Consider the following 26,425-nt stretch of genomic DNA (forward strand, 5'->3'; position numbering starts at 1 on the left):
AACACTTTGTGCGCCAATACATTCCCTATTTCGCAATATGTTCCATGGTAGGCAGTGCACTAAACGCGCCGTATTGCGTTACTGTGTATGCACCACAACGAATAGCAAACTCGGTGGCTTCGCTTACGTTTTCGAAGCTGCTTGCCCACTTATCGAATTCTGCACTGTTAGCCACTTTAGTAGATAAGAAATACAAAAAGCCACCAATGAATGAGTCGCCCGCGGCAGTCGTATCTTTTACGTCCATTTTTGGCGAAGCCAAGGTACCGCTGAAATCTTTTGTTATGTACTGAATAGGTTCTCCGCCATCAGTCACTAATACCACTTTAACGCCGCTATCTAGCCATTGTTGTACGTGAGTCTGGGCATTTTCTTCACCGTAAAGCTCTGACAACTCTTCGCGGCTTGCTTTCAAGATACTCACTTTCTTAGCCACGTCGTCAATTCGGCCTGGGGCATTAGCTGTGTCGTCCCAAAACGCTGAGCGATAGTTTATATCTAAACAGACAAGCATATTTTCTTGCTTGGCTTTATTTAGAATATAGTCGGTGCCAGGTAGCAATTCTGGGCCTGAAATTGAGCCAGAACAAAAATGCAGCACGCTAGTATCGTCACAGGCAACCGTGGCTAAGTCATCTTCGCCAATGTGCTTATGTGCGGCATTATCAACATAGAAGTCGAAAGAACGTTCACCGTCTTTATCTAGATTAACAAAGGCCAGTGCCGTATTGGCGTCTTTCGTACTCCAAACATAATCAGTGTTTACATTGTGATAGCTAAGCATATCTTGAAGAAAACGGCCAAAGGTATCGTCCCCTACTTTAGACACCATAGCGCCTTGGCCGCCAAGCTTAGCAACAGCAACCGCTACATTTGCGGGCGCACCACCAGCATATGGCTGAAATGAATTCATTGCTGGCATTTCGCTTTGGTCCGCCGCACCCGCACTTAACATATCGATAAGTACTTCGCCTAAACATAAAATTTTCATAAACACCTCTGGCTGAAGCTAACAGCGATGACATTAGTCTTCATGCCGCTGTAGTCATGGATAATAAGCGTAGCCGAAGGATATTCCGACGGGCACGTTAAATTATAGTTAATTAATTGGGGCATAGTATTAACTAGCACCACAGATAAATCAACCTTGTTGATTTATTATTTTATCACTTTGACATCCATAGTGATGAATGCGTAATCTATCGGCTTGATTGGTAGAGAAAAACTCGCCTCGGTGAATTATGTTGAAGATATTGAATTAGTATCTATCCATGACTTATTGATGCTGTTTGTTATAACATTCACTCCATAATGATTCAGGTACACTGTAAATGACAAAATCCCACGAGCACACGGGTTCATCAGAAAGCGCATTAGAAAGAGACATGCACTACTGTGCAACTGCCCCACTAGACAACCGTACTCAAAATGAACGGGATATACTCACCCTTATTCGTCAAGATGGCGCCATTCCAAAAGCCGACATCGCGCAACGCACAGGTTTATCTGCGCAGTCGGCAACGGTCATTATTAAGAAACTAGAATCTGACGACCTCGTTAAGAGATTGCCGCCGGTTCGCGGTGGTGTTGGGCAACCTAAAGTGCCTTTTGGATTGAATGCAGAGGGTGCGTTTGGATTGGGTTTAAAAATTGGTCGCCGCAGTTTTGACATGACCTTGCTAGACTTGGCTGGCAATGTAAGATCGTCGCTTCACGAAAAAGTCGACTACCCCACCGTCGATCACTTATTGTCATTTACCCAGCGCGGTGTGTCGGTAATAACGCAACAGCTCAGTAACGAGCAACGAACCCGTATCCGCGGACTAGGCATTGCCATGCCGTTTGAAATCTGGAGTTGGGCAGAAGAAGCCGGGGCTCCTGCTGACGCGTTAGAAGCATGGAAGCGTCTTGATATTCAGGCTGCGCTCTTTGAGCTTCTAGAGTTACCCATCTATGTGAGTAACGATGCAACGGCGGCGTGTAGTGCAGAAATGGCTTTCGGCAACCCGCATCGATTTAACCACTTCCTCTATGTATTTGTTGGCACTTTTCTTGGCGGCGGCTTGGTCATTAACAATCAGCTATTTACTGGAAAATCGGGGAATGCAGGCGCAATTGGTTCTTTACCTTTTTTATCCAACGCCCAAATCCAACAGCAACAACTAATAACCCAGTCATCGCTATACTTGCTAGAAAAACAACTGAATGACGCGGGACTAAATGGCAATAAATTATATGAGGCTCCGGAACATTGGTCTGGATTAAAAACTAATCCAGAATTTATGCACATCGTTCAAGTGTGGATGGAACAGGCAGCCAAGGGTATTGCCTTTGCCACACATTGCGCATTTAGCATGCTCGACCTAGATGGCATTATTATCGATGGAGCCATGCCACAGAATATAAAACAAGAATTGGTTACCTGCGTGCAAAGCGCGTTAAAAGATGCTGATCTTCGAGGCGTTACTCAAGGTAGTATTAGTGCAGGTAACGTAGGGAGCAAAGCGCAGTCTATCGGCAGCGCAAACTTGTCGCTAATCGCGAACTACTATTAGTGTATATATGTTAAACAAAAGCAGGGGTAACGTGGTTACAACTTCACTCACAGGCAAGGCTACAAAAGCCTCATCGGTAGGGACATCGTCAAACGTTATAATTCTTGATGGTGGATTAGGCCGAGAATTAGAAAAAGTTGGAGCCCCCTTTAGGCAACCTGAATGGTCGGCTCTTTCATTAATCGAAGCGCCCGATTTAGTAGCCCAAGTACATCAGAACTTCGTGGATGCGGGTGCAAAAATTATTACCACCAACACTTACGCGTTAGTGCCTTTTCATATAGGGCAAAAACAGTTTGATGAGCAAGCATTTTCGCTCGCAGAGCGCGCGGCTACTATTGCCAGCAATATGGCTAAGAAGCGTGATGTGTCTGTTGCTGGCTGTATTCCTCCGGCTTTTGGCTCTTACAAACCTGAGCTATTCTGTGCCGAGAAACTCGCTGCTATTTTGCGGCCGTTGATTGAAGCACAAACACCCTACATCGACTTTTGGCTTGTAGAAACCGTATCTTCGGTAGAAGAAGCCATCGCCGTAACCTCTTTAATAAAAAAACACTCATCTAAACCAATTTGGCTTTCTTACTCACTCAGTAATCGTCATGACTTTTCAAACCCTGTGACCTTACGTTCTAGTGAGCCACTGAATGCAATACTGCCCACACTAGAAAACTTGGATGCCGTGTTGTTTAACTGCTCGCAGCCTGAAGAGATGGAAGCAGCCATTACGTTTACGCACTCGCACAATGCCGATATTCCCATTGGTGTTTATGCCAATAGTTTTTCAGAGCATGTTAGAAAGCACGATGCTAATGAAATGCTGTCTACGTTGCGTGAGGATGTCACCCCTGAAAAATATTTAGCGTACGCACAAACGTGGGTGAACGCTGGCGCTTCGATTGTGGGCGGATGTTGCGGCATAGGCCCTGCGCACATAAAAGTACTGGCGCAGGGATTCGTTAACACATTAGAGTAACGTGCTATCGGGTTACCACGTTTTTAGCGCCTTTTATTAACGCTTCTTTATCGATTTTATTGGGAACTTCAACGCCACGGCGCGCCGCAGGGCGTGCCTCGATACTGTTTTTCCAGCGAGTTAAATTATCTAGCCCTTCAATGCTCACGCCCGACCATTCATAGGTTCGCACCCAGCACCAGTTCGCCATATCGGCAATGCTGTAATCACCGGCTAAATATTCGTTGTCTTTCAATCGACCATCTAGCACCGTAAACAATCGGCGTACTTCATTTTGATATCGGTCGATAGCAATGGGGATTTTTTCTTCTAAATAGCGATGGAACACATTCGCCTGCCCCATCATTGGCCCAACACCCCCCATTTGAAACATAACCCATTGCATTACTTGGCTTCGGCCTTTGGCATCTGTGGGTAAAAATTTACCCGTCTTTTCAGCTAGGTAAAGCATGATAGCGCCAGATTCAAAAACCACATGGTCGCCTTCGCTTTTATCCACAATAACGGGGATTCTGCCATTCGGGTTCATGGCGAGGAACTCAGCGTTTTTTTGCTCGCCTTTCATTAAATTTACGGCGTGCACAGTATAATCGAGTTCCATTTCTTCTAGTGCTACTGACGCTTTCCAACCATTGGGTGTGGCTGCGGTGTATAAATCTATCATTAGGCTTTTGCACTCGCTCTGCTGCTAACGTTGTCGTACCAACGTTGTAGATTAGTTTGTTCATCTTTAATTCGAATATTGATCACCCGTGCAAAATCGATGGCACATAGCGCAGTAATATCCGCAATGGAAAAAGTATCTCCCGCTATGAACTCGTGTAGTTCGAGTCGGCGTTCGAGAATATTAAAGTACTTCGAGGCATTGATACCGGCTTCTTTACCGTATTCCGGTACCGGCACCATTCTGTCTTTAAAATAACCTGTGGTGTGTTGAAAGCACATGCCTACTTGTAACATTAGCGCCATTTCAACTTGCCGTTGCCACATCGAAATAGTGGCTTTTTCAATAGGGGTAGCGCCTAATAATGAAGGCTCAGGATGAATGGCTTCAAAGTAAGTACAAATAGCGTCGGTTTCTGCAATACAAGTACCGTCATCCAACTCTAAAATAGGAATTTTACCTAGTGGATTTTTAGCGCGCATTTCTGCGCTTAAATTTTCACCCTTTTGAATATCTACTTGTACATACTCTATTTGTGACTTATCTATCCCTTTTTCGGCAAGGAACATGCGAACACGGCGAGGATTAGGCGCTGTTTTGGTCTCGTAAATTTTCATGGGCAATATCGTATTGTTAGGATGTAAACAACCAGACTAGTACTGCTTGCGCATGGGTTCAAATCATATTCCATTAGGGTACAACTATTAAAAGTTTGAATGGTTATACCTGTTCACGGATTTGCGTCGATTAACACTCGCAGCCGCTTTTGTTCGGTCTTCGAGAAGTGAGTGTGCCTGTACGTTGACAAGGCATCTTGCCGTGCATCCTCTTTCATTCCGCTAGCGCTTATGAGTTGCTGATATTTGCGGTAGGCATCTACGCGTTGTTGCCATAGTGCTTGCGCCTCCCATAATGCCGAAAACCGCTCGGCTGTCTGATGGCCAAATTCAGCTGCAATGGCGTGGTAACGAGACTCTGAATCTACAAGTTTTTGCTTAAGTTGATTAATTTTCTCCATGTTTAAGGTAGGTTGAAATGCCGCTTTTGCTTGCTTATCTAATGCGTTTAATTGACCAAAGATTTCATTGCGTTTTTGCTCCCTCGAGAGGCCCCGATCGTTAGCAATAGCAAGACGGGCAAGAGCCCTTGCGTCAATGGCCGTATCGGCAGAAAACAAGTACTCATACTCTTGTTGAGAAAAGTAACTAAGTCGCAGCTTGTCTCTCGTTGCTAGCTTTTGTTCAACGTCACTTAACGAAATACCAGCATAAGTAACATCGGTGACGGTGCTCTCTTTTGATACAGTGAGCACCTTTTCGATTTCGGCATCGGTAGTTGCCAATGCCACTTTATATTCAACATATCGGGTGAATACATCAGCGGCGTATATGGCCGACCTAATCTCATACATATTATTAGCATTTACAGCAAACCGTTCAGTAACCTCGCTATCTGAAGCACCTTTATTAGCAAAAATAAAGCGATCGAAATTGTCTTTTACACCAAAATATAAGGTGAATACTGGCAATTTTGAGCCGTGGTCATTGAGTTTCTTGACTGGCTGAAGCGCTTTTTTAATTTCAGTTTCTGTCGCTTCTTTATTGGGTAATGCTGACGTTGAAAGTTGGCGATTTTCACGTATCTCCCCATCACCAACATTCTGACTCTCGCTTATTGAAATAATAACTACGAGTACGAAAAAGAGGGCAACGCCCCCTCCCATTAATACCCACCTGCTCATTATAAGCCTTGGTTTTTCAAACGGTTGGCTTGGTCAACAAATACATCCACTGGATTCGTTTCAAACCAATGGGTGATGCCAAAGCTTTGGTTAACTTCATCTAGGTGGTTCATCTTGTAGTTATCTTTAAGCACTTTACCTAAATGAGAACTGCACGAAGACACTAACCCATCATTGGTTTCACCAAATGCTAATCCAGTGATGGCAAGAAAAGGGTCAACCACGTCCAGCGCATTTGTGTAAGTTCTACCACCACTCCAAGAATAATAGTAAACACCATTCTCGCCTACCTGTTTGCCGTCATTGCGGCAGTAGGCCGAGGGCATGCCTTCGGGGTAACGAGCGTTGAAGGCCACTGAACCAGAGGTGGATAGCGAGGTTAGTGCCGCCACAGAATCTGTGGGTTTATCTCGAGGATCTGAACCCGATGCAAGTTCGATAAGATTAGCAAAAGCGTCGGTGATCAACCCCACCGTACCTTCTTGTACAGACCCTTCCGTAAGACCACTTTTTAATACATCTGCCACAGCGCTTCCCCAGTTCACACCAGCTACCGATGTCACTGACGCCACTTTACTTGGTGCTACGCTCGCGGCATACCTTGCTGTTGGGCCCCCATGGCTATGGCCAATTAGGTTAACTTTCTGGGCGCCAGAAAGTGCAAGTACATCGTCAATATAGTTGAGCAACTGCTCTCCCCTCACTTCGGTTGAATTAGAAGGAGACACTTCTGCGATATAAACTACTGCGCCGTTTCGAGATAGTTTTTGAGGCACCTTGTAAAAGTAATCTACAAACAAGATGTCATCAAAGCCGAAGAGACCGTGAACCAGTACAATAGGGTATTGTGTTTTAGCATAGTTGCCTGCCCAAGATTGAGATGGCAATACTGCGACAAGCAAAAACAGCATGAGCGTTGTTATTTTCGTTCTTAGTTTCATTGCATGTTCCTTGAATTATAAACATTAGTGGTCTGAGGCCAGACCTGTGTTATTTCTATGTTAAATTAATGTAAATAACAAGGAAAATGAGAGAGTCATGCTCAGCTGATTTGGTTTAAGGTTTTAGTGGCGAGCTTGGTTATCGAGGAGCATAAATGTAAAACACTTTATATTCAGAGGGCTAGTCCTCTGAAAGGGTATGCGCCCTCATACTATTTAATGCGCGAATAAAGAAAATAGCGAGAGTGAATAGCTGACGAAAGTAAATAGTAAGTAGCGGCCACATTTATAATAGGTCGCATTTAAATAGGCCTACGACGAGAGGGCAATGTACCTACTATTGGGTTTATAACGTACGAAGGTAAACTTGGAGATAATTTACACTGAGGCTAGGCGTAAGTTTCCATACATTGGTGAGTGGATTTAATGCCATGCCGGTCTCATGACTAAGCGTAAACTCTTTACCTACCCATTGGTTGAGTTCAGTGGGTTTAACAAATTTTTGCCAGTCGTGAGTACCAATGGGTAAATATCGCATGACATATTCAGCGCCTACAATCGCAATAATAAAACTTTTAATGGTTCTATTTAACGTGGCAAGCACCAATAATCCGCCTGGCTTCACTAGGCTTGCACACTCTTGTACTAATTGCGCTTGGTCAGGCACATGTTCAACAACTTCCGCATTAACTACTATATCAAATTGGCGATCTTGACTTACTAAGTCGGACGAAAGCCCATGTATGTAGTTAACCTTCACATTGCTTCGCTTCGCGTGCCGTTTCGCCACTTCAATACTCATGGCGCTTGCATCTATGCCTGTGACATCCGCCCCCTTTAATGCAAGCGGTTCACTGATGAGCCCACCACCACATCCAATATCTACGATTGAAAGCCCTGTGAAAGGCTTTGTTTTATCAATGGAATTCGTTTGGGAATTTGCTGTAGACGCATTTTGAGAAAAGCCCTGCGCTTGCCCACTTTGTAAAAAGTGACTGGTTATTTGAGACTCAATCACAGATAGCCGTGCACGATTAAAATCTAACGCGGTTTTGTAATTTCCATTGGGATCCCACCAGCTTTCTGCTAGCGCATCAAAGCGGTCAATTTCCTGCTGAGAAAAATTAATGGGCGCTGATTTTTGGCTTTTATCTAACATGCACTAACACCAGTTTACAAAATAGGAAGTCATTCAAATCTATCTACGCTAGGTTCCCGTAACTAGAACACTTGGGGCATTGTGCAAGCACCGCCTTGCAGGTGCCTGAGTTTTACTAGAAATAGGTATACAATCAATGCTTATACGCGCAAAAAGAGGTATTCGTTTTGGCTAATGCTAAAAATGTCTATGGACGACCACTACAACTGTGTTGCGGTAACACAGGTTACACCAGAGAAGGCTTTTGCTATGTGCCCGATGCAGATGTGGGTAACCACAGTGTGTGTGCGGTAGTTACCAATGAATTTTTACAATTTTCCCTCCGCCAAGGCAATGACTTGATCACGCCTTGGCCCAGTATGGACTTTGCAGGCTTACTTCCCGGCGATAGATGGTGCTTGTGCGCCGCCAGATGGTTACAGGCTTATGAAGCGGGGGTTGCGCCCAAAGTTAGATTAGAAGCAACCCACGAGCGTGCGCTTGATATTATTCCTCTAACCACCCTTGAAGCCTTTGCAGCGGAGTAAAAAAGCGGGGGCTGCCATCAGAAGCGCCCGCTTATTAACTATGTTGCCTATTAAAGCCTAGGGCGTTCGAATAACCATTAGGCGTGTTTCTGTCATGTCTTCTATGGCATAGCGAATACCTTCGCGGCCAAGACCTGAATCTTTTACACCGCCATAAGGCATATTATCTACACGCCAGCTGGGAACATCACCTATTACTACTCCACCCACTTCAAGCACGTTCCAAGCTTTATGGGCTTTATAGATATCACGAGTAAAAATACCCGCTTGTAGCCCATATCGACTGTTATTCACTTCCTCTAAGGCACTGTCGTAATCGTCGAACGGCTGCAAAATAGATAACGGACCAAACGCTTCTTCAGCGTTGGCATCACAGCCTTTTGGCACGTTCTCCATGACTGTCGCTTGCAGCATGGCACCGTCTCTTTCACCGCCGCATAGCAAACTTGCGCCAGCTTCTTTCGCGTCATTAACCCAACCTTCCAAACGCTTGGCCTCACCTTCTGAAATCATGGGGCCAATGAAAGTATCTTCATCGCTAGGATCGCCAGACACTAAGCCTTCAACCCGTTCTACATAGCGAGACTTAAATTCATCGTAGATTGAAGAATGCACCAATAAGCGCTGCACAGAAATACAGCTTTGACCAGACTGGTAATAGGCCCCAATGATAATTCGGTCGATAGCATCACTTATGTTAGCATCTTCATCTACTATACAAGCGGCGTTACCACCAAGTTCCAACACCACAGGCTTCTTGCCTGCTTTCGCTTTTAGCGCCCAACCTACATCAGGTGAACCCGTAAAACTAAGTAGCTTCAATCGCTCATCGGTCGTAAATAAATCGGCACCATCGCGGCTACAAGGAAGAATTGAAAATGCCCCTTTGGGCATCAACTCGCACTCGGCTAACACTTCGCCAATAATCAATGCACCAATGGGGGTGCGAGAAGCGGGCTTAAGCACAAACGTACACCCAGCAGCAATAGCCGGCGCCACTTTGTGCGCGGCTAGGTTCAGCGGAAAGTTAAACGGAGAGATAAACGAACAAGGGCCAATAGGCACTTTCTTCGTCATACCTTGGTAGCCTTTGGCGCGGGCAGAGATTTCTAAATTAACCACTTCCCCGTTAATTCTCACCGATTCCTCAGCGGCTATTTTAAAAGTATCAATTAGCCGACTGACCTCGCCTTTAGCATCCTTAATCGGCTTACCTGCTTCAATACACAGAGCTTTACCTAGTTCATCCGCACGTTCAGTGAATCGCTTAACGCAATGTTCTAATATCGCTTGGCGCTCGTAGGGCGCCAATGCCGTCATTGCAGGCTGTGCTTTTTCGGCAGCCTCAATGGCCTTATCAATGACTTGTGCATCGGCTAATGCCACTTTTGTGGCCACTTCGCCTGTGTATTTATTGGTTACGTCTAAATCGGTATTTGCAAAACAAGGTTCGCTTGCAAGGTAATAGGGATAGCTGCCTTTTAACATGATCACTCCTTATAATTTCGCGCTTAACTCGGCAATCGTCTGGTTCAGTGTTTTATCGTTCATGCTGTAGTCTACGGGGCAATCAATAACGTGAACACCTGGTGTCCTTAAACAACTCTCCACCATAGGAATGAGCAATTCTGTGCTGTCTACACGCCAACCATGAGCACCGTAACTTTTTGCATACTTCACAAAATCCGGATTGCCGTAATCCAAACCAAATTCATCAAACTGCATATTAGCTTGTTTCCACTTAATCATTCCGTACGCATCGTCACGCAGGATGATCACAACTAGGTCAAGCTTAAGACGAACCGCGGTTTCTATTTCTTGGCTGTTCATCATGAAGCCGCCATCGCCGCATACGCTCATAACAGGCACATCAGGCTTCACCAGCTTTGCTGCTATTGCCGACGGTAAACCAGCGCCCATTGATGCTAACGCATTATCTAGCAACAAGGTATTGGGGTGGTACGCGGGGTAATTGCGAGCAAACCAGATTTTGTACACACCGTTGTCTAGGGTCACTATGCCATCATCTGGCATGACCTTCCTGATGTCACGCACAAAGCGTTCCGGCAGAATGGGGAATCGATTATCGTTTTCTGCTTCCGCTCTGTGTCTTTCATAGGCATCGTGCACGTCTTTGTAAAAGTCGAGCTTCCAGTCACTTTGCGGTGTAATTCCTTCTTTAATTTGCCAAATGCTATTGGCAATATCCCCCACTACCTCAAGCTGTGGAAAATACACAGGGTCCACGGCGGCTGACTCGAAGTTCATATGAATCACTTTCTTGCCATTGTCATGCATAAAGAATGGCGGCTTTTCCACCACGTCATGGCCAACATTAATGATAAGGTCGGCTCTCTCTATCGCTCTGTGCACAAAGTCATGATCAGATAATGCCGTATTTCCAGCGAATCTAGGGTCACTTTCATTTAGCACCCCTTTACCCATTTGCGTAGTCACGAACGGTATACACGTTTTATCGACAAACTCGCGCAGCATTTTTGCGGTTAATTTCCTATTTGCCCCCGCTCCAATTAACAACAACGGAGAGGTAGCTTCTTCAATCATTGAAATGGCTGATGAAATTGCTTTGTATTCGGCGATGGGGCGTCTTGATGTACTAGGCGTTAACAATGGTACTGAGGTGTGCTCATCAGCAACATCTTCCGGAAGCTCTATATGGACAGCACCAGGGCGCTCTTCCGATGCTAACCGAAATGCTTCGCGTACTACCGAGGGAATACGGTCACCGCTGACCACTTGCGTAGTAAATTTAGTAATGGGGCGCATCATGTCGACAATATCGATAACCTGAAATCGGCCTTGTTTACTGGTTTTAATTGGCTTTTGCCCCGTGATCATTAACATGGGCATAGCGCCAAGCTGTGCATACGCGGCTGGAGTAACGAGGTTTGTGGCACCGGGCCCTAAAGTAGATAAGCACACACCCACTTTACCGGTTAATCTACCGTAAGTGGCGGCCATAAAGCCCGCGCCTTGTTCATGGCGGGTGAGTACGAGTTTAATTGAGGAGGTTCTTAACGACTCAAGCAAGTCGAGGTTTTCTTCGCCAGGAATACCAAAGATGTACTCTACACCTTCAGCTTCCAACGCTTTTACGAAAAGGTCAGACGCTTTCATTAATCCTACACTCCATTTTCCGTTAATTTTTACGTGGCAAACACGTATTAGTAAAGGTTGCTACGCAATGAGTATAGATAACGATTAGTGTGGTATTTATGAATCTAGGATAATTACTTAATTTAAACGCTGATCTAGGCTTCATAGCCAGTTAATGCCATGAAGCCTATTCAATAATGCTAAGCGCTCAGCATAATTCGTTTATAGGCCAGCAGAGAGCCATCGCTGTTTTGTGCGGTATTGAATAAATAACTGTCGGAATCACTGCTAAACACAGTGTCGCTTCCAAGCAAGGTATCAGGCGCGCCTCGATGTTCGTAATCAGTGTGATTGACGCAAATGTCTTGCACAAACGTATCTGAGAAACCAAATTGAGAGATAAGTTCATCGCTATTATTTTGCTTTATTCTAAAGTGAATATGAATAGCGCGACTGCTATACCAACCAGGGAAGCAACTTTTAAGATTAATACGCCCGCTCGCATCGGTAACGGCGATACCTCTAAACCACTGTGACTGTAAAGCGTCGCTATCGTTTCCTGTGCAAAATGAGGTATTAAAATTGCTGCTATCTGCACTACTGCTGGTATCGCCAGAATAAATCCCATCTACATCGCAATGCCATACTTCAATTTCATATCCTGATAACGGGGCACAGCTTTCGTCTACCAGTTGTAAACAAAGCATCATTGGCAGGCCAGTTTGCTCATCTGAAATATCGTCTAAGTATTCACTTTGAAAATAACATGGACCTTCTGTTAGCGCCTGAGTAAGAGTAATCGAGCAGGCGGAAGTGTCGTCAAAAAGCGAATCATCAGGAAAGTCGTCGGTCATTGAGGACGTTCCGCCAGAAGCCCAACCATCTGTCGTATCAGCGATATCGTCCGATACATCATCAGACGTATCGTCGGAGGTACCCGTATTGAGATTTGAAGACGAATCAGAACTTGAACCGCCACATCCCATAAACGAAAATACTAAGGGAATGGCAGAAACACCTGCTACCGCCTTTATTATTGTTCGCCGATTTACCAGCAAGACATTGTCTATTTTTGTCATAACCCACCTGAGAATGTTGAACCATCGATTGCATAATCTTGATTCAAAATCTCAGATAAAGTTTTATTCTTTACTCTACCTTTACAGTCGAAAAGTTATTCTTTATCTAGCGCGGCGCTCCACTTCGCCAGCTTCTTTTGGGTTGCACTATCTACATCGGCTTTATTTTCGCTTATCCACCACTTTTCCATTAAGCGTACGTTCTTTTGGTTTGCTTTATAAAATACGTCAACGATATCGCCAATGAAGGGAACAAAGCCTAAGCCAAAATCGATAGCGGAATTCTTTACCATTTGCGCAACCAATGCACTGGGCATTCCCAATGATTTCCCCAGCCACACAATGCGTAAAGAAACGAGCAGCATTAGTGCATCACCCGCACCTGGAATAAGGCCAACGATAGAGTCTAGGCCTATCCGAATAGGAATAATCGGTAACTTAACAGCGGTATCAAGTAAATTTGCTAACTTTTGTGCTTTTAACAGTGCCTTTGGGGCTTTACTATCCATGTTTAGCTACCTTATTAACGTAATAACAAATACTGGCTATTTATCGGCACCTAAGGCGCGAGCTAAGCCAGCTCGTAGTGCAGTATCTTTATTCACAGTCCAACCATGTAAATTCTCTTTAACTAAATCAAACAGCATATCGATATGTTCTTCGTCACTGTTCAGCGCAGGAATATACTCGTATTTTTCACCACCCGCTTCCATGAAGTATTCACGATTTTCTTCACCTATCTCTTCAATAGTTTCTAAGCAGTCTGCAGAAAAACCTGGGCACATCACTTGAATTGATTTCACCCCATTGCCTGGCAAAGACTTCATCGTTTCGTCAGTATAGGGTTTTAACCACTCTGCTTTACCAAAACGAGACTGGAAGGTAGTCATGTACTCGTCATGAGTTAGCCCGAGTTCTTCTGCTAACAAGCGTGATGTCTTATGACATTCACAGTGATAGGGGTCGCCGTTCAACAAGTAACGCTTTGGAATACCATGATAAGAAAGAATAAGCTTGTCAGCTCTTCCATGTTCTTCCCAATATGCGCGCACTTTATTTGCCAACGCTTTAATATAATCAGGCCTGTCGTTGTAATGATTCACAAAACGTAGTTCTGGTAACCAGCGGCGCTTAGTAAAGTCTTTCGCAATAGCATCAAAGGTAGACGCCGTAGTAGAGGCGCTATATTGAGGGTACAAAGGCAATACCACTAACTTTCTTACACCTTGCGACAACATACGTTCAATGGTGTCGCTAATAGCAGGGTTGCCGTAGCGCATAGCAAAATCAACCACGACATCGTCGCCATATTCTGCTTTGCAACGCGCCTCTATTGCCGTTGCTTGGGCTTTCGTAATAGTCAGTAACGGTGAACCTTCTTCCGTCCAAACGGTTTTATAAGCTTCAGCTGAACGCTTAGGGCGAGTATTTAATATAATGAGGTTTAAAATGAACCACCAAAGCGCACGAGGGATCTCTACTACCCGTGGGTCTGAAAGAAACTCTTTTAAGTAAGGGCGCAAGGCGGCCGCAGTGGGGCTTTCAGGTGTACCTAAATTGGTAACCAACACGCCTATTTTGTCTGATTGACTGTGAGTAAAACCCTGATTGCTTTTGAACTTCATCAACTATTCCGCACTGAAAAAACAATATAACTAGTATACTGAATTTACGGCAATTTTGGGTGAATAGACCACAAATTTAGCACGATTGGCGCAATTAAATTTAGCGATTAAAAAAGGTGGCCTTTGCCACCTTTTTAGTCTTAATATTTTCAACCAGTTAAGGCTGATAGTAGGTGGCTGCACCTGGCCCAACAGGCATACCTAATACAAAGACCCACAGATAAAACAGTATGGTCCAACCCACGATAAATACCATGGAATAAGGCAGCATCATCGCAATCAAGGTGCCCATACCTAGGTCCTTCTTATACCGTGCTGCCATGGCTAAAATAAGCCCGAAGTAACTCATCATTGGCGCAATAACATTCGTTACTGAATCTCCGATACGATACGCCGCCTGAATAACCTCTGGTGAATAGCCAATCAACATCAGCATAGGCACAAAAATAGGGGCAGTTACTGCCCATTGCGCCGAGGCGCTACCTAACGATAAGTTAACCACACCACACATTAAGATGAATAAAATAAACACTGACGGGCCATCTAGGCCAGCCGCTTGAAGAAGCGCTGCGCCTTTAACGGCTAACACTGTGCCCAAGTTAGTCCATTTAAAGAAAGCCACAAACTGCGCAGCAAAGAAGACCAGGGTAATATACAACCCCATTGCGCCCATGCTTTTTGCCATGGCATCAATTACATCACGATCATTTTTCATCGAGCCTGTAACACGGCCATAAACAAAGCCAGGCACGGCAAAAGAAACAAAGATAAAGGCAACTATGCCTTTTAAGAAAGGAGAACCCGCTACCGCGCCGGTTTCAGGGTGACGCAAAATACCGTTTTCAGGCACAATAGTGAGCGCCAAAATACCGCATACCGCTACAAAGGCGATGCCTGCCCAACGAAGCCCTTTCTTCTCAATATCAGAAGGCGCATCCATTGATTGCTTACTTAAATCTACAGAAGCTTCTGATTCGTCGAACTTACCGAGTCGAGGCTCTACGACTTTCTCAGTAACCAAAGCACCCATAGTGGCCACCACAAAGGTACTGATAAACATGAAATACCAGTTAACTTCTGGCCCTACGACATAATCAGGATCAATCATGTGAGCAGCGGCTTCGGTAATACCTGAGAGCAAGGGATCTACCGTGCCAAGCAACAAGTTAGCACTGTAACCTGCGGATACACCGGCGAAGGCGGCGGCAAGACCCGCGAGAGGGTGGCGACCTAACGAATGAAATATCATAGCGGCAAGCGGTATTAACACCACATAGCCAAGCTCTGAGGCGGTATTTGAAATAATACCTGCAAACACGACAGCAAAAGTAACCGTGCGCTTTGAAGCATTCATCACTAATGAACGCATGGTGGCTGACAACAAGCCTGAATGCTCAGCAACCGACACACCAAGCAATGCAACCAACACAGTGCCAAGAGGAGCAAAGCCGGTAAAGTTAGTCACCAAACCAGTAACAATACGCTGCAAGCCTTCCGCGCTCATTAATGAGATGACTTCTATCATGCCATCAGCTTCGCGACCTTTTGCTCCTTCAGGACGAGGGTCAACTACCGCTAAATCGAAATAGCCAAGAATACCGCTTAACACCACGATAAAGCAGGCTAACATCGCGAATAAAGTCACGGGGTGTGGTAGCAAATTTCCAAGAAATTCCACAGTGGCGAGGAATCGGGAGAATAAACCACCCTGTCCGCCCCGATTTTGGGCAAATTTATCTTTTGTATTTTCCGGAATCAAAACATTCCCTCTGTCGTTTTTATTACCCAGTCATTACTCACTAAGCAGCAGTGATATCTGCCATGAAGTTCAATAATGCTGCGTTTTATAATAATAAATTCGCGCTTATTTTAACGTATTTTGAGCAATTTTGGCAGTAGGTGGGTAAATTGAACAATTTAAAACCTTTGTAAATCGCCGAAAAAACTCAGTAAAACCTATAAATTTCAATTAATTATGCACTTTACAGCAGGCACAAAAAAGCCAGTCTAAAGACTGGCTTTTTAACAGAAAAACGATGTTAGGTATTAATTACCTTTAGATGCGTTCATGTAGCGGAAAAAGTCGCTATCAGGCGCGATCACCATCACATCTTGCTTATTATTGAAGCTGGCTTTGTATGCATCCATACTTCTTAAGAAGCTGTAAAAATCAGCATTTTTAGAATAAACATCTGCATAAATTTCTGCTGCTAAGGCATCACCTTCACCTTTAAGCTGACGAGCATTACGTTCAGCATCAGCAAGCATTACCGTTACCTTTGCGTCTATATCAGCGCGGATAACTTCAGCTTGCTCTTGACCTTCTGAACGGTGTTCTCTTGCTACTGCAGCACGCTCAGCACGCATACGTTGGAAGATTGAGTTACTCACTTCCGTAGGTAGGTTGATTTGCTTAACACGTACATCAACAATTTCGATACCAAGCTCATCAGAAGACGTTGAAGCCTGCTCCATTGCTTGGTTCATTAATGCTGAGCGCTCACCAGATACAATCTGTGCAATAGTACGAGTACCAAATTCAGAACGTAATCCGTTATTCACTTTTTGCTTCAATAGCGCTTCAGCTTGCAACTTATTACCACCTGTTGATAGGTAATAACGGGCAAAGTCGTCAATGCGCCATTTCACGTATGAATCAACAATTAAGTCTTTCTTTTCACTGGTAACGAAACGGTCAGGTGTGTCATCCAACGTTTGTACACGTGCGTCTAAGTGACGAACAGAGTCAATGAATGGCAATTTGAAATGAAGACCAGGTTCAAATACTTTTGTGTCACCTGTAGCATCATCTCGTTGAACTTTACCAAATTGAATAACAATGGCACGTTCGCCCTCAGTTACTACGAACAAAGAGCCCGAAGCAAGAACCACTAGAAGTACTAATACTGCAATAGCTAAATTCTTCATCATGATTATCTCCCCTCTCTGTAGCTGTCACCACGCACACCAGAGGTGGATGATGAATTACGGCTGTTTTGACCTTCGTCAGCCACTGGCATTTGTAAGCCTTCTAAGGTGCTGCGTGAACGCGGTGTTGAACTGCCTTGCTGGCGTTCCATGATTTTATCTAAAGGAAGATACATCATGTTGTTCCCACCTTTACTATCCACAAGGATTTTGCTGGTATTGCTTAATACCTCTTCCATTGTTTCGATGTAGATACGTTCACGTGTTACTACAGGTGCTCTCTCGTATTGAGGTAGCAACTCTTCAAAGCGAGCAACTTCACCCTGCGCTTCAAGCGTTACACGCTCTTTATATGCCTGCGCTTCTTCGTTCATACGATTAACTTGACCACGAGCGCGAGGTTCAATCTCTCGTGCGTAGGCTTCGGCTTCTCGAATGAAACGCTGTTCATCTTCCTGTGCTGAAATTGCATCATCAAATGCATCTTTCACTTGCTCAGGTGGGCGTGCATCACGGAAGTTCATGTCGATAATCGACACCCCCATGTTGTAAGGTTCAATAATAGCTTGAAGCTCTTCCCAAACACGTTGGCGAGCCACTTCACGACCGTCAGTAAGCACATCATCCATTGTTGAATGGCCTACTACGTAGCGAATCGCACTGTCTAAAGACTGGCTTAAGCTCGTTTCCGGGCTTTCGACAGCAAACGTCCAGCGGTACGGATCTACAACGCGAAATTGCATTTCCATCTGTACGCTAACCACGTTCTCGTCTTCCGTTAGCATAGAGCCTGACGATGATTGGTCGCGAATAGATTGCACATCCACAGGAATAACTCTGTCGATAAACGTTGGTGCCCAACGTAATCCAGGTTCAACTTGCTTAGCGTACTCACCGAAACGTAATACTACGCCTCGCTCAGCTTCACGAATGGTGTAAAAACCGCTTACAGCCCAAATGATCACTACCAAGCCAATTAAAATACCAGCACCGATACCGCCCAAGCTCTTACCCGAGCCACCGCTACCGCCGCCAGACTTTCCGAACTTACCGAATAAGTTCTTGAATACATCATCTAAATCGGGTGGACCTTGATCACGTCCGCCGCGATTTTTCCACGGGTCGTTATTATTGCCACCCGGCTCATTCCAAGCCATGCTGATACTCCATAGATTACAGTTTTATTTTTGAAATTCGCATGCATTGCCGTGCTAAAATTTAGCAGCGGTTAATGTCGCACAACATACTCTGATATTCCGTTTTCTAAACGCTTTTCAAGCCTGTTCCAATCTGCCATTGGCATTCGAACATCTACCACCCAATCACCTTGATTATCGTATTCCTCGCTAGATATACAATTCAATTCAAATAGTACACCACGCAGACTACTTTGTGCTGGGGGTATTTTAAGCGTGTAGTTAACCATACTTTTGCTCAGGCATTCTGTTAACGCTTGCCCCAGCAATTCGGTGCCTTCACCGGTTTGTGCTGATAGCCAAACTCGGGTTGGAACACCTTCCTCGTTTCTTTCAATACGAGGGTTTATGTCATCTAGTTTATCAATCTTATTACATATTAGTAATTGTTGAATCTCGCTGGCGTCTATTTCTTCCAATACCGCGTTCACTTCATCAATGGTTTCGCGATATTTCGCGTCTGCAATATCCACCACATGAAGCAAGAGATCAGCTTCTTGGGTTTCTTGAAGCGTGGCTTTAAATGCCGCCACGAGGTCATGTGGAAGATGCCTAATAAAGCCTACCGTATCGGCTAAAATGGCAGGGCCTACGTCTTTCAAATCTATTTTTCTAAGCGTAGGGTCTAACGTAGCAAACAATTGGTCTGCCGCATACACGTGCGCATCGGTAATAGTATTGAAAAGGGTAGACTTACCAGCATTGGTATAGCCCACTAAGGATACTGTGGGAATTTCAGCACGCTTTCTAGACCTACGTCCTTGTTCGCGCTGTTTTTGTACTTTTTCTAAACGACGAAGAATGGCTTTTATGCGCCCACGGAGTAATCGGCGGTCAGTTTCAAGCTGGGTTTCACCCGGCCCACGCAAACCTATACCCCCTTTTTGACGCTCTAAGTGAGTCCAACCTCGAATAAGACGGGTAGAGATGTGACGCAGCTGAGCGAGTTCAACTTGAAGCTTACCTTCATGTGTTCTTGCTCTTTGCGCAAATATATCGAGGATCAGCCCCGTTCTATCTAGCACTCTACATTGGCAGACCGCTTCTAAGTTCCGCTCTTGAGAGGGCGACAAACTATGGTTAAAGATTACGACATTAGCGTCGTGCGCTTTAACTGCTGCTGCAATTTCTTCCGCTTTACCCGAACCCACAAAGAATTTAGCTTGGGGTGCACTTCGCGAAGTTGTAATAACTTCTACCGCGTTTACACCCGCAGAAGACACAAGCAATTCGAGCTCAGCTAAATCTTCTTTGCTGTTTTCATCAGTAAAATTAACATGAACTAGTACAGCCTGTTCACCGGCTTCATAACGGTCAAACAAGCGCGTTACCTTTTAATTTATTCAGCTTTAGTATTTTCAGATTCTCCTGTAGCACTCGGCATAGTAATAGCACGAGCGGGAACAACGGTGGAAATAGCGTGCTTATACACCATTTGGCTTACTGTATTTTTAAGTAGAATCACGAACTGATCAAATGATTCAACTTGTCCCTGTAATTTAATGCCGTTTACCAGATAAATAGATACTGGAATACGCTCCTTGCGTAATGCATTTAAGAATGGGTCTTGTAAAGATTGCCCTTTAGCCATTTGATATCCTTAGTTTTTATTATTCGTGGCCCTTACTCACGGCCACTGCACGTCTAATGTATACCACACTCAACTTATTAGAGTGTGACTTTCGCTGTAATTTTAGTCAAATTATCTTTACAAAATGTGTCTAGCCAAGTGAGGTTTTCCCACCCTCTAAGCCACGTAAGCTGACGCTTAGCGAGTTGCCTAGTTGCAATGATGCCCCTTTCGCGCATTTGCTCATAGGACAATTGGCCCTCTAAATATTGCCACATTTGCCTATAGCCAACCGAACGAATTGACGGGAGGTCTTCATGAAGATCGCCCCGTTCAAACAGTCGCTTAACCTCTTGTTCAAATCCATCGCCTAGCATCATGTCGAATCGCTGGGCAATCCGCTCATGTAAGACGCTTCTATCTTTTGGAGCAATAGCAAATTGGCTAATATCGTAGGGGCAAGGACTGCCTTTCTCGTTTTGCCAGTCTGTTAGCGTTTTGCCCGTTCCACGAAATACTTCTAATGCTCTGGTCAATCTTTGAGGGTCGTTAGGGTGAATTCTGTCACCACTAATAGGATCCACTCGGCAAAGCTCGTCGTGCAATTTTTGCCAACCAGAAGCTTCTGCTTCACTGGCGATTTCACTGCGAATCTTTTCATCTGACTTAGGTAGTGGCGAAATTCCATTTATCAAGGCATTAAAGTACATCATTGTTCCCCCCGCCAATATTGGTACCCTATTTCGACCATGAATTTCTTCTATAAGCCTAATCGCATCGTTACAAAACTGTGAGACAGAGTAACTTTGTGCGGGGTCAATAATATCAATAAGGTGGTGGGGAACTAACGATTTCTCGGCAGCCGTGGGTTTCGCCGTTCCTATATCCATTTCAGTGTAGACCAATGCTGAATCAACACTGATAATTTCACAGTCCATTGTTTCAGCTAGCGCCAGTGACAAACCCGTCTTGCCTGACGCTGTTGGCCCCATAATGGAAATAACAGGTAATTGAGACTGATACTGGTTCGATGCAGATTTTATGCCATCAACCATGGTTATTTCCCCATGATGAAAGCAGGCTCTCTAGGGAGCGCACTTTACCAAATCGCTCTATATATTCCCATTGTTTCACGTCGTTTCTCTCATCCAACCAGTGCCATAATTGTTCGCACAACATTTCATCTAAATCTTGGTCGTCAGTTGAAACTAATTGATAGCGTTTATCATCATTTACAACGTCGCTCTCTAACAGCCTTTCAAACCAACGTATCCATGGGAAGTGCCTAGTACCCGCGGGGACTTGCTGCAATCGGTATTTACCCGCCACTTGATTAATTTCAAAGTTAAGAGCGTTAAGTGCCGCAATTTTTTCAGGCTCAACGTGGGCAACTTCAAGCGCCACTGGCATTAACAAAGGTTGTGAATGTTCAGCTGTTTCAAATACATTTTGTAAATACACGTTCGCGAAAGATTTTACGTCCAGCAGGTAAACATTTTCATTATGTACGTAAATTCTACAATATGAGTTTAGTGTAAGATGCTGACTTTGCTCACGACCGCTTGATGCTGGCGTGTCGCTATTTGGCGTCATTAATCGATTAAAGTTAGATTGATAAGCTGCAGTTGGTGCTTTCGATTGCCTATGCCCCGATAAAGCGTTGCCACCTGAGGCCCTCCCCCCTGATTGCGATGACGAGGCCGGAGAATGACTTAAAGGACGTATATAGTCATGACTTTGTTGCGGTGGATTAAATCTCACAGGTTCATCACAGCTTTCAGCTTCACCATGATGGTGAGTTTCACGCTCATTAGTAATTGAGTGCAATGCATCACACACTGTCTTACAAATAAAATCATGTACCAAGCGCCCTTGCTGAAAGCGAACTTCATGCTTTGCCGGGTGTACGTTCACGTCCACGTCTTTTGGATCCAGTGTTAGATAAACAACAAATGAAGGCTGCTCTAGTACACCCCACACACTTTCGTAAGCTTGCCTAATAGCGTGCATAATTAACTTATCTCGCATACCGCGCCCGTTTACGAAGCTAAACTGGCAATCGTTACTGCTACGCAGCATTACTTCGCTGCCTAGCCACGCATTCATGGTAATTCCTTCGTATTCCACATTGATATGCACTGCGTTATCAATAAACTTTTGCCCTACTACAGCGGCAATACGAGGGGCAAGTGAGCCGTGTTTATCGGCAATATAGCGCTTAGTCGTCTTACCGTTGTGTTTCAGAATAAAACTAGCATGGGGATAACTAAGGGCAATGCGCTTCACCACATCTTCAATATGTTGAAACTCCGTTTTTTCGGCGCGCAGAAACTTGCGCCTAGCCGGCGTATTGTAAAAAAGGTCAGCCACATCAATGGTGGTCCCTTTTGGGTGTGCGGCTGGCTGAACATTAACCGCCATTTCCCGGCCTTCACAGTAGGCTTGCCACGCTTCGCTTTGTGATTCGGTTTTTGAGGTTAACGTTAAACGGCTAACTGAACTTATACTAGCAAGGGCCTCGCCCCGAAAGCCTAATGATAAGATGCGCTCTAAATCATCTAATGTTGAAATTTTACTGGTAGCGTGACGGCTAAGCGCAAGCTGCAACTCATCTTTGGCAATGCCTCCGCCGTTATCTTTAAGACGAATGCGTTTATGGCCACCTTTCTCAATATCTATTTCAATTCTATCGGCGCCTGCATCTAGGCTATTTTCTAGTAACTCTTTAACCACTGACGCAGGGCGTTCAACCACTTCCCCTGCGGCAATCTGGTTGGCCAATTGTGGCGATAATAATTGTATAGACAAAAGACACTCGTAGGTAGAAATTGATTAACGTGATGCTAGGTTCTTGGAATAGTTAGTATTTGCCCTATTCTCACCACATCACTATTTAAATTATTGGCAGCTTTTAAGCGGCTAACATTCACATTGTAGCGCTGAGCAAGAAGCGAAAGCGACTCTCCACTTCTTACCGTATGGGTTCGACTATCAGCACGTTCCAGTGCCCATAATGTACCATCTGGGGGGACTTGTTTGAAATAGCGTTTTGCTGCGGTAAACATGGCTTTCGCCAGTTTTTCCCTATGTTTACCCCAGTTAAGGTTTTTCTCTTCTTGCGGGTTAGAAATGAACCCTACTTCAACCAAAATTGATGGAATATCTGGCGCTGTAAGCACAGCAAAGCTGGCCGCTTGAGGTGAACGCTTGTGCAGAGAAGTCACCTGCTTCATTTCCTCAATCACTTTGTTGCCCAAATCATGGCTGGTTGCCATACTGTGGTCCATCGACAGCCCAAGAATAGTTTCCGCTAAATAACGCTCACTCGATTTGTCGCTGATCACTTCTGCGGCACCACCCAGTAATTCAGAGTGACGCTCTGATTTTTCTAGCCAGCGACCTAGTTCTGTATCAGCGCGGCGCATCGATAATACCCACACAGACCCACCTTTGGGTTGTGGTTGGCTAAATGCGTCGGCGTGAATAGATATCAATAAATCGGCTTTTTTCTTGCGAGCCAGCTCAGGACGTTTGTTCGGCGATACGTAGTAATCACCACTGCGAGTCATTATGGCCCGCATACCACGCTCCCCATTAATCATGGCTTCAAGTTTTTTGGCGATGCTTAGCGTAATGTGCTTTTCATACGTTCCGGCAGGCCCTATGGAACCAGGGTCCTCACCGCCATGGCCCGCATCGATGGCCACAATAATATCCCGATTTCGATGGCTACTCGAGCCATCCATTACGACAGAGGAGGTTGAGCTATTTGACGGTGACTTGCTAGATGCGGAAGTATTTGAACTGCTTGAACTCGCAGCTGGCGCACCACTGTCTTTCAAATCAATGACTAGCCTATGCCCGTAGGGTTTAGTGGGCGTCATGGCAAACAAAGACGGCGACGCCGCACGGTTTAACTCAATTACTACCCGCGCAGAATGTTTATTTTTCGGTGTTGAATAGCGTACCTTGCGCACTAAATCGCCAGACTCAGATTGAAGCGATAACACCTTGCTATCACTCGTATTCGATAAATCGATAACTAAGCGATGTGGGTTTTTAAGGGGGAAGTAGGTGAATTCAGGCGCAGACGACATATCGAGAACAATTCGCGTGTTGTCTGGCGATGGCCAAATTCTTAGCCCATCAATTTGATTTTGGGCTGCATGGACAGTTTGCACTACAACCCAAATGCACATAACCGATAGAATTTTACGTACCATGCTTCGCCTTTATTTTGCTTGTTGCCACAAGCTTATAGTCGTTATTGTTTATCACAGCTCACTATTTATAGCGTTTTACAACCTTGCAATATCTTTGCGCCTTTCACGCTTGTCGCTTCAACACTGAACTGACGACCAGTTGGCACAATATTTATACTAATCACTATATCTGGCGATGCCAAGTATTCAGCGCCATTTTCTGACCATTCTATAAGGGCAATGTTTCCTGTGCCGAAATAATCTCGAATCCCCATGAACTCAAGCTCTTCTGGGTCGGATAAACGATACAGGTCGAAATGATATATTGAGACATTTTCTAATTCGTAAGGTTCCACCAAGGTATACGTCGGACTTTTTACATTTCCGTCATGCCCTAGTGCTTGAATGAAATACCGGCTGAAGGTGGTCTTTCCTGCGCCCAAGTCACCGTTTAAAAATATAATGGCATCTATTGGCTGTTGAGCCGCTACAGCATTCGCCAGATCATTTGCCATTGCTGACGTATCTTCAGGCGTTGCAGCAAAAAATGAAGAGTGTGGGTAAGACATCTTTTTAACGTTCCACATAATCAAACTAAAAGGCTGATATCGGCATTAAGCCCAAACCAGCCTATGCCAACAGATTTACTGATTAATTAATGCACGTACTGCATCAAATAGATCACTGGCTATCATACCACGTTGTCCATAAAGCTGGGCAATATCATCGCCCGCTTTAGCATGGAGCACCACGCCGTACTTAGCGGCAATATCAACACTAAGGCCTTGTGCCATAAGCGCCCCTAATATGCCGCTTAGTACATCACCGCTGCCCGCCGTTGCCATGCCAGGGTTACCATGGCGGCAAACCCATGTTTTCTTTTCGTTGTCGATAAGCGTACCAGCCCCTTTTAAAACACATACCGCATGGTAGCGCTGTGAACATTGTCTGGCGTAATTAAAACGGTCACTTTCTACATCTTCAACCGACACACCCAGCAGTCGACTTGCCTCTCCCGCGTGAGGGGTCAGCACGCAGTGTTCTAGTGTGAATGCGGTTGACTGTTTGCATAAAAGGTTTAGCGCGTCAGCATCGATGACAATAGGTTTATTCTCACTTTGACAGTGTTTGAGTACAGCAGCGAATACACTTTGTGACCATTCATCTTGACCAAGCCCAGGACCTATCACTACGCATGACGCCCACGCTAGGGCCTCATCTAAATGGCTTGATGTCACCATCAATTCAGGGCGACCTGCGCTTACTTGGATAGTAGAGGCCTCATGGGTATAAACTCGTACCATACCGGCACCACTTCTAAGGGCTGCCTCTCCAGCCAGCCTAATAGCGCCCGCCGTTCCGCGATTTCCGCCCACACACAGCAACCTGCCATAGGTACCTTTATGGCTGTGAACATCGCGAGGCCCCATGCCCTTGAAATGCTCAATATTCAATAAGGTTGCACTGGCTTTCGCTAAAGTTTGAAAAGCTTTACCTATGCCTAAATCAGCGTACACCAGCTTTCCGCAAGACTGTTTACCAGCCCCTGTGACCAAACCAGGCTTTATTCCCACAAAGGTGACAGTGACATCAGCTTGCACACAGCGCCCTAAACTTTGACCTGTGTTCGCGTCTAATCCTGATGGTACGTCGATACTTACCACAGGAGTTGATGATTCGTTGATAGCATCGATAACGTCGGCGAATTCATTGCGAATGTAGCTGTTAATTCCCGTACCTAATAGTGCATCGATTACCACGTCTGCTTTTTCAATCAAGGAATCATCGAAAGGTTTTATATTTCCGCCAGCATCTATCCATTGCTGCTGTGCTTTGCCCGCATCGCCTTCCAAAACACGATCAGGCTCAATGGCGCATACATGTACTTTTTTACCCGCTTTTTTCGCCTTTTGTGCGGTAATGTAACCGTCGCCAGCATTGTTACCTTGACCTAGTAAGACTAAATACACGTCAGAATTTGCGAATAAGCTTTGGCATTGTTCAAATACCGCACCACCGGCGCGTTGCATTAACGTGAACATATCACAGCCAGACTGAGCAGCCGCTTCGGCTTCATTTTCTCTGACCTGATCGGCCCGAAACAGTTTGTATGATAAACTTGAGGTGAGTTGAGTATCTAGCATAAGT

At 45.0% G+C, this 26,425-nt stretch carries 24 protein-coding genes; 3 read left to right on the forward strand and 21 right to left on the reverse strand.

What is annotated here, in order from left to right; genetic code table 11:
- Positions 1-25 precede the first annotated feature (25 nt).
- On the reverse strand, positions 26-991 hold the full coding sequence (locus KYS23_RS12410; protein WP_159533701.1) for a carbohydrate kinase family protein: 966 nt from the start codon (positions 989-991) through the stop codon (positions 26-28).
- 340 nt (positions 992-1,331) lie between these two features.
- Between KYS23_RS12410 and KYS23_RS12415 the strand changes: the two genes are divergently transcribed.
- Together KYS23_RS12415 and KYS23_RS12420 are read left to right on the forward strand one after the other, a co-directional pair.
- Positions 1,332-2,555, forward strand: a complete 1,224-nt coding sequence (locus tag KYS23_RS12415) for an ROK family transcriptional regulator (RefSeq protein WP_246604380.1) — start codon at positions 1,332-1,334, stop codon at positions 2,553-2,555.
- Between the two features lie 31 nt (positions 2,556-2,586).
- Positions 2,587-3,528, forward strand: coding sequence for a homocysteine S-methyltransferase family protein (locus tag KYS23_RS12420; protein WP_338081883.1), 942 nt, complete (start codon positions 2,587-2,589; stop codon positions 3,526-3,528).
- Positions 3,529-3,532: 4 nt separating this feature from the next.
- Here KYS23_RS12420 and KYS23_RS12425 read toward each other — a convergent pair whose 3' ends face one another.
- The 5 genes from KYS23_RS12425 to ubiG form a co-directional block, all read right to left on the reverse strand.
- Complete coding sequence (locus KYS23_RS12425) at positions 3,533-4,192, reverse strand: glutathione S-transferase family protein (protein WP_218418899.1); 660 nt, start codon at positions 4,190-4,192, stop codon at positions 3,533-3,535.
- On the reverse strand, positions 4,192-4,809 hold the full coding sequence (locus KYS23_RS12430; protein ID WP_159533707.1) for a glutathione S-transferase family protein: 618 nt from the start codon (positions 4,807-4,809) through the stop codon (positions 4,192-4,194). Before KYS23_RS12430 ends, KYS23_RS12425 begins: the two co-directional genes overlap by 1 nt.
- 113 nt (positions 4,810-4,922) lie before the next feature.
- Positions 4,923-5,933 (reverse strand): lipase chaperone family protein, encoded by a 1,011-nt coding sequence (locus KYS23_RS12435; RefSeq protein ID WP_159533709.1) that lies wholly within the window; start codon positions 5,931-5,933, stop codon positions 4,923-4,925.
- On the reverse strand, positions 5,933-6,874 hold the full coding sequence (locus tag KYS23_RS12440; RefSeq protein ID WP_420838758.1) for an esterase/lipase family protein: 942 nt from the start codon (positions 6,872-6,874) through the stop codon (positions 5,933-5,935). Before KYS23_RS12440 ends, KYS23_RS12435 begins: the two co-directional genes overlap by 1 nt.
- Before the next feature lie 346 nt (positions 6,875-7,220).
- Positions 7,221-8,033, reverse strand: coding sequence for a bifunctional 2-polyprenyl-6-hydroxyphenol methylase/3-demethylubiquinol 3-O-methyltransferase UbiG (gene ubiG, locus KYS23_RS12445; RefSeq protein ID WP_159533711.1), 813 nt, complete (start codon positions 8,031-8,033; stop codon positions 7,221-7,223).
- A 167-nt stretch (positions 8,034-8,200) separates the two neighbouring features.
- Between ubiG and KYS23_RS12450 the strand changes: the two genes are divergently transcribed.
- On the forward strand, positions 8,201-8,560 hold the full coding sequence (locus KYS23_RS12450; RefSeq protein WP_159533713.1) for a DUF2237 family protein: 360 nt from the start codon (positions 8,201-8,203) through the stop codon (positions 8,558-8,560).
- 57 nt (positions 8,561-8,617) lie between these two features.
- On the opposite strand, the gene KYS23_RS12455 is transcribed toward KYS23_RS12450, so the two are convergent.
- From KYS23_RS12455 to KYS23_RS12525, 15 genes are all read right to left on the reverse strand, one after another.
- On the reverse strand, positions 8,618-10,048 hold the full coding sequence (locus KYS23_RS12455; RefSeq protein WP_218418901.1) for an aldehyde dehydrogenase family protein: 1,431 nt from the start codon (positions 10,046-10,048) through the stop codon (positions 8,618-8,620).
- Positions 10,049-10,057: 9 nt separating this feature from the next.
- Positions 10,058-11,698, reverse strand: a complete 1,641-nt coding sequence (locus tag KYS23_RS12460) for an acetolactate synthase large subunit (RefSeq protein WP_159533717.1) — start codon at positions 11,696-11,698, stop codon at positions 10,058-10,060.
- 179 nt (positions 11,699-11,877) lie between these two features.
- Positions 11,878-12,756, reverse strand: coding sequence for a dioxygenase family protein (locus tag KYS23_RS12465; RefSeq protein WP_159533719.1), 879 nt, complete (start codon positions 12,754-12,756; stop codon positions 11,878-11,880).
- 95 nt (positions 12,757-12,851) lie between these two features.
- Positions 12,852-13,265 (reverse strand): DUF4112 domain-containing protein, encoded by a 414-nt coding sequence (locus KYS23_RS12470; RefSeq protein WP_159533721.1) that lies wholly within the window; start codon positions 13,263-13,265, stop codon positions 12,852-12,854.
- Positions 13,266-13,301: 36 nt separating this feature from the next.
- Positions 13,302-14,381, reverse strand: coding sequence for a ferrochelatase (gene hemH / locus KYS23_RS12475; protein ID WP_159533723.1), 1,080 nt, complete (start codon positions 14,379-14,381; stop codon positions 13,302-13,304).
- A 157-nt stretch (positions 14,382-14,538) separates the two neighbouring features.
- The gene (locus tag KYS23_RS12480) at positions 14,539-16,140 is read right to left on the reverse strand and encodes an AbgT family transporter (protein ID WP_220100310.1); all 1,602 of its coding nucleotides are present in this window, start codon (positions 16,138-16,140) and stop codon (positions 14,539-14,541) included.
- A gap of 287 nt (positions 16,141-16,427) precedes the next feature.
- The gene (gene hflC / locus KYS23_RS12485; protein WP_013786370.1) at positions 16,428-17,309 is read right to left on the reverse strand and encodes a protease modulator HflC; all 882 of its coding nucleotides are present in this window, start codon (positions 17,307-17,309) and stop codon (positions 16,428-16,430) included.
- A gap of 5 nt (positions 17,310-17,314) precedes the next feature.
- Entirely contained in the window at positions 17,315-18,466 is a 1,152-nt protein-coding gene (hflK, locus tag KYS23_RS12490; RefSeq protein ID WP_159533725.1) for an FtsH protease activity modulator HflK, read from the reverse strand.
- Between the two features lie 71 nt (positions 18,467-18,537).
- On the reverse strand, positions 18,538-19,827 hold the full coding sequence (hflX, locus tag KYS23_RS12495) for a ribosome rescue GTPase HflX (RefSeq protein WP_057795589.1): 1,290 nt from the start codon (positions 19,825-19,827) through the stop codon (positions 18,538-18,540).
- A gap of 17 nt (positions 19,828-19,844) precedes the next feature.
- A complete protein-coding gene (hfq, locus tag KYS23_RS12500) occupies positions 19,845-20,096 on the reverse strand; it encodes an RNA chaperone Hfq (protein ID WP_013786373.1) in 252 nt (83 codons plus the stop codon).
- Between the two features lie 77 nt (positions 20,097-20,173).
- Complete coding sequence (miaA, locus tag KYS23_RS12505) at positions 20,174-21,130, reverse strand: tRNA (adenosine(37)-N6)-dimethylallyltransferase MiaA (protein ID WP_159533727.1); 957 nt, start codon at positions 21,128-21,130, stop codon at positions 20,174-20,176.
- Positions 21,123-22,883 (reverse strand): DNA mismatch repair endonuclease MutL, encoded by a 1,761-nt coding sequence (mutL, locus tag KYS23_RS12510; protein ID WP_218396782.1) that lies wholly within the window; start codon positions 22,881-22,883, stop codon positions 21,123-21,125. The genes miaA and mutL overlap by 8 nt, the downstream gene beginning before the upstream one ends.
- Positions 22,884-22,918: 35 nt before the next feature.
- Positions 22,919-24,298, reverse strand: a complete 1,380-nt coding sequence (locus tag KYS23_RS12515) for an N-acetylmuramoyl-L-alanine amidase (protein ID WP_218396784.1) — start codon at positions 24,296-24,298, stop codon at positions 22,919-22,921.
- A 65-nt stretch (positions 24,299-24,363) separates the two neighbouring features.
- A complete protein-coding gene (tsaE, locus tag KYS23_RS12520; RefSeq protein ID WP_218418910.1) occupies positions 24,364-24,846 on the reverse strand; it encodes a tRNA (adenosine(37)-N6)-threonylcarbamoyltransferase complex ATPase subunit type 1 TsaE in 483 nt (160 codons plus the stop codon).
- 75 nt (positions 24,847-24,921) lie between these two features.
- A complete protein-coding gene (locus KYS23_RS12525; protein WP_218418913.1) occupies positions 24,922-26,421 on the reverse strand; it encodes an NAD(P)H-hydrate dehydratase in 1,500 nt (499 codons plus the stop codon).
- Positions 26,422-26,425 lie beyond the last annotated feature (4 nt).

The sequence above is a fragment of the Alteromonas lipotrueae genome (assembly GCF_019249255.1).
GTDB lineage: Bacteria > Pseudomonadota > Gammaproteobacteria > Enterobacterales > Alteromonadaceae > Alteromonas > Alteromonas lipotrueae.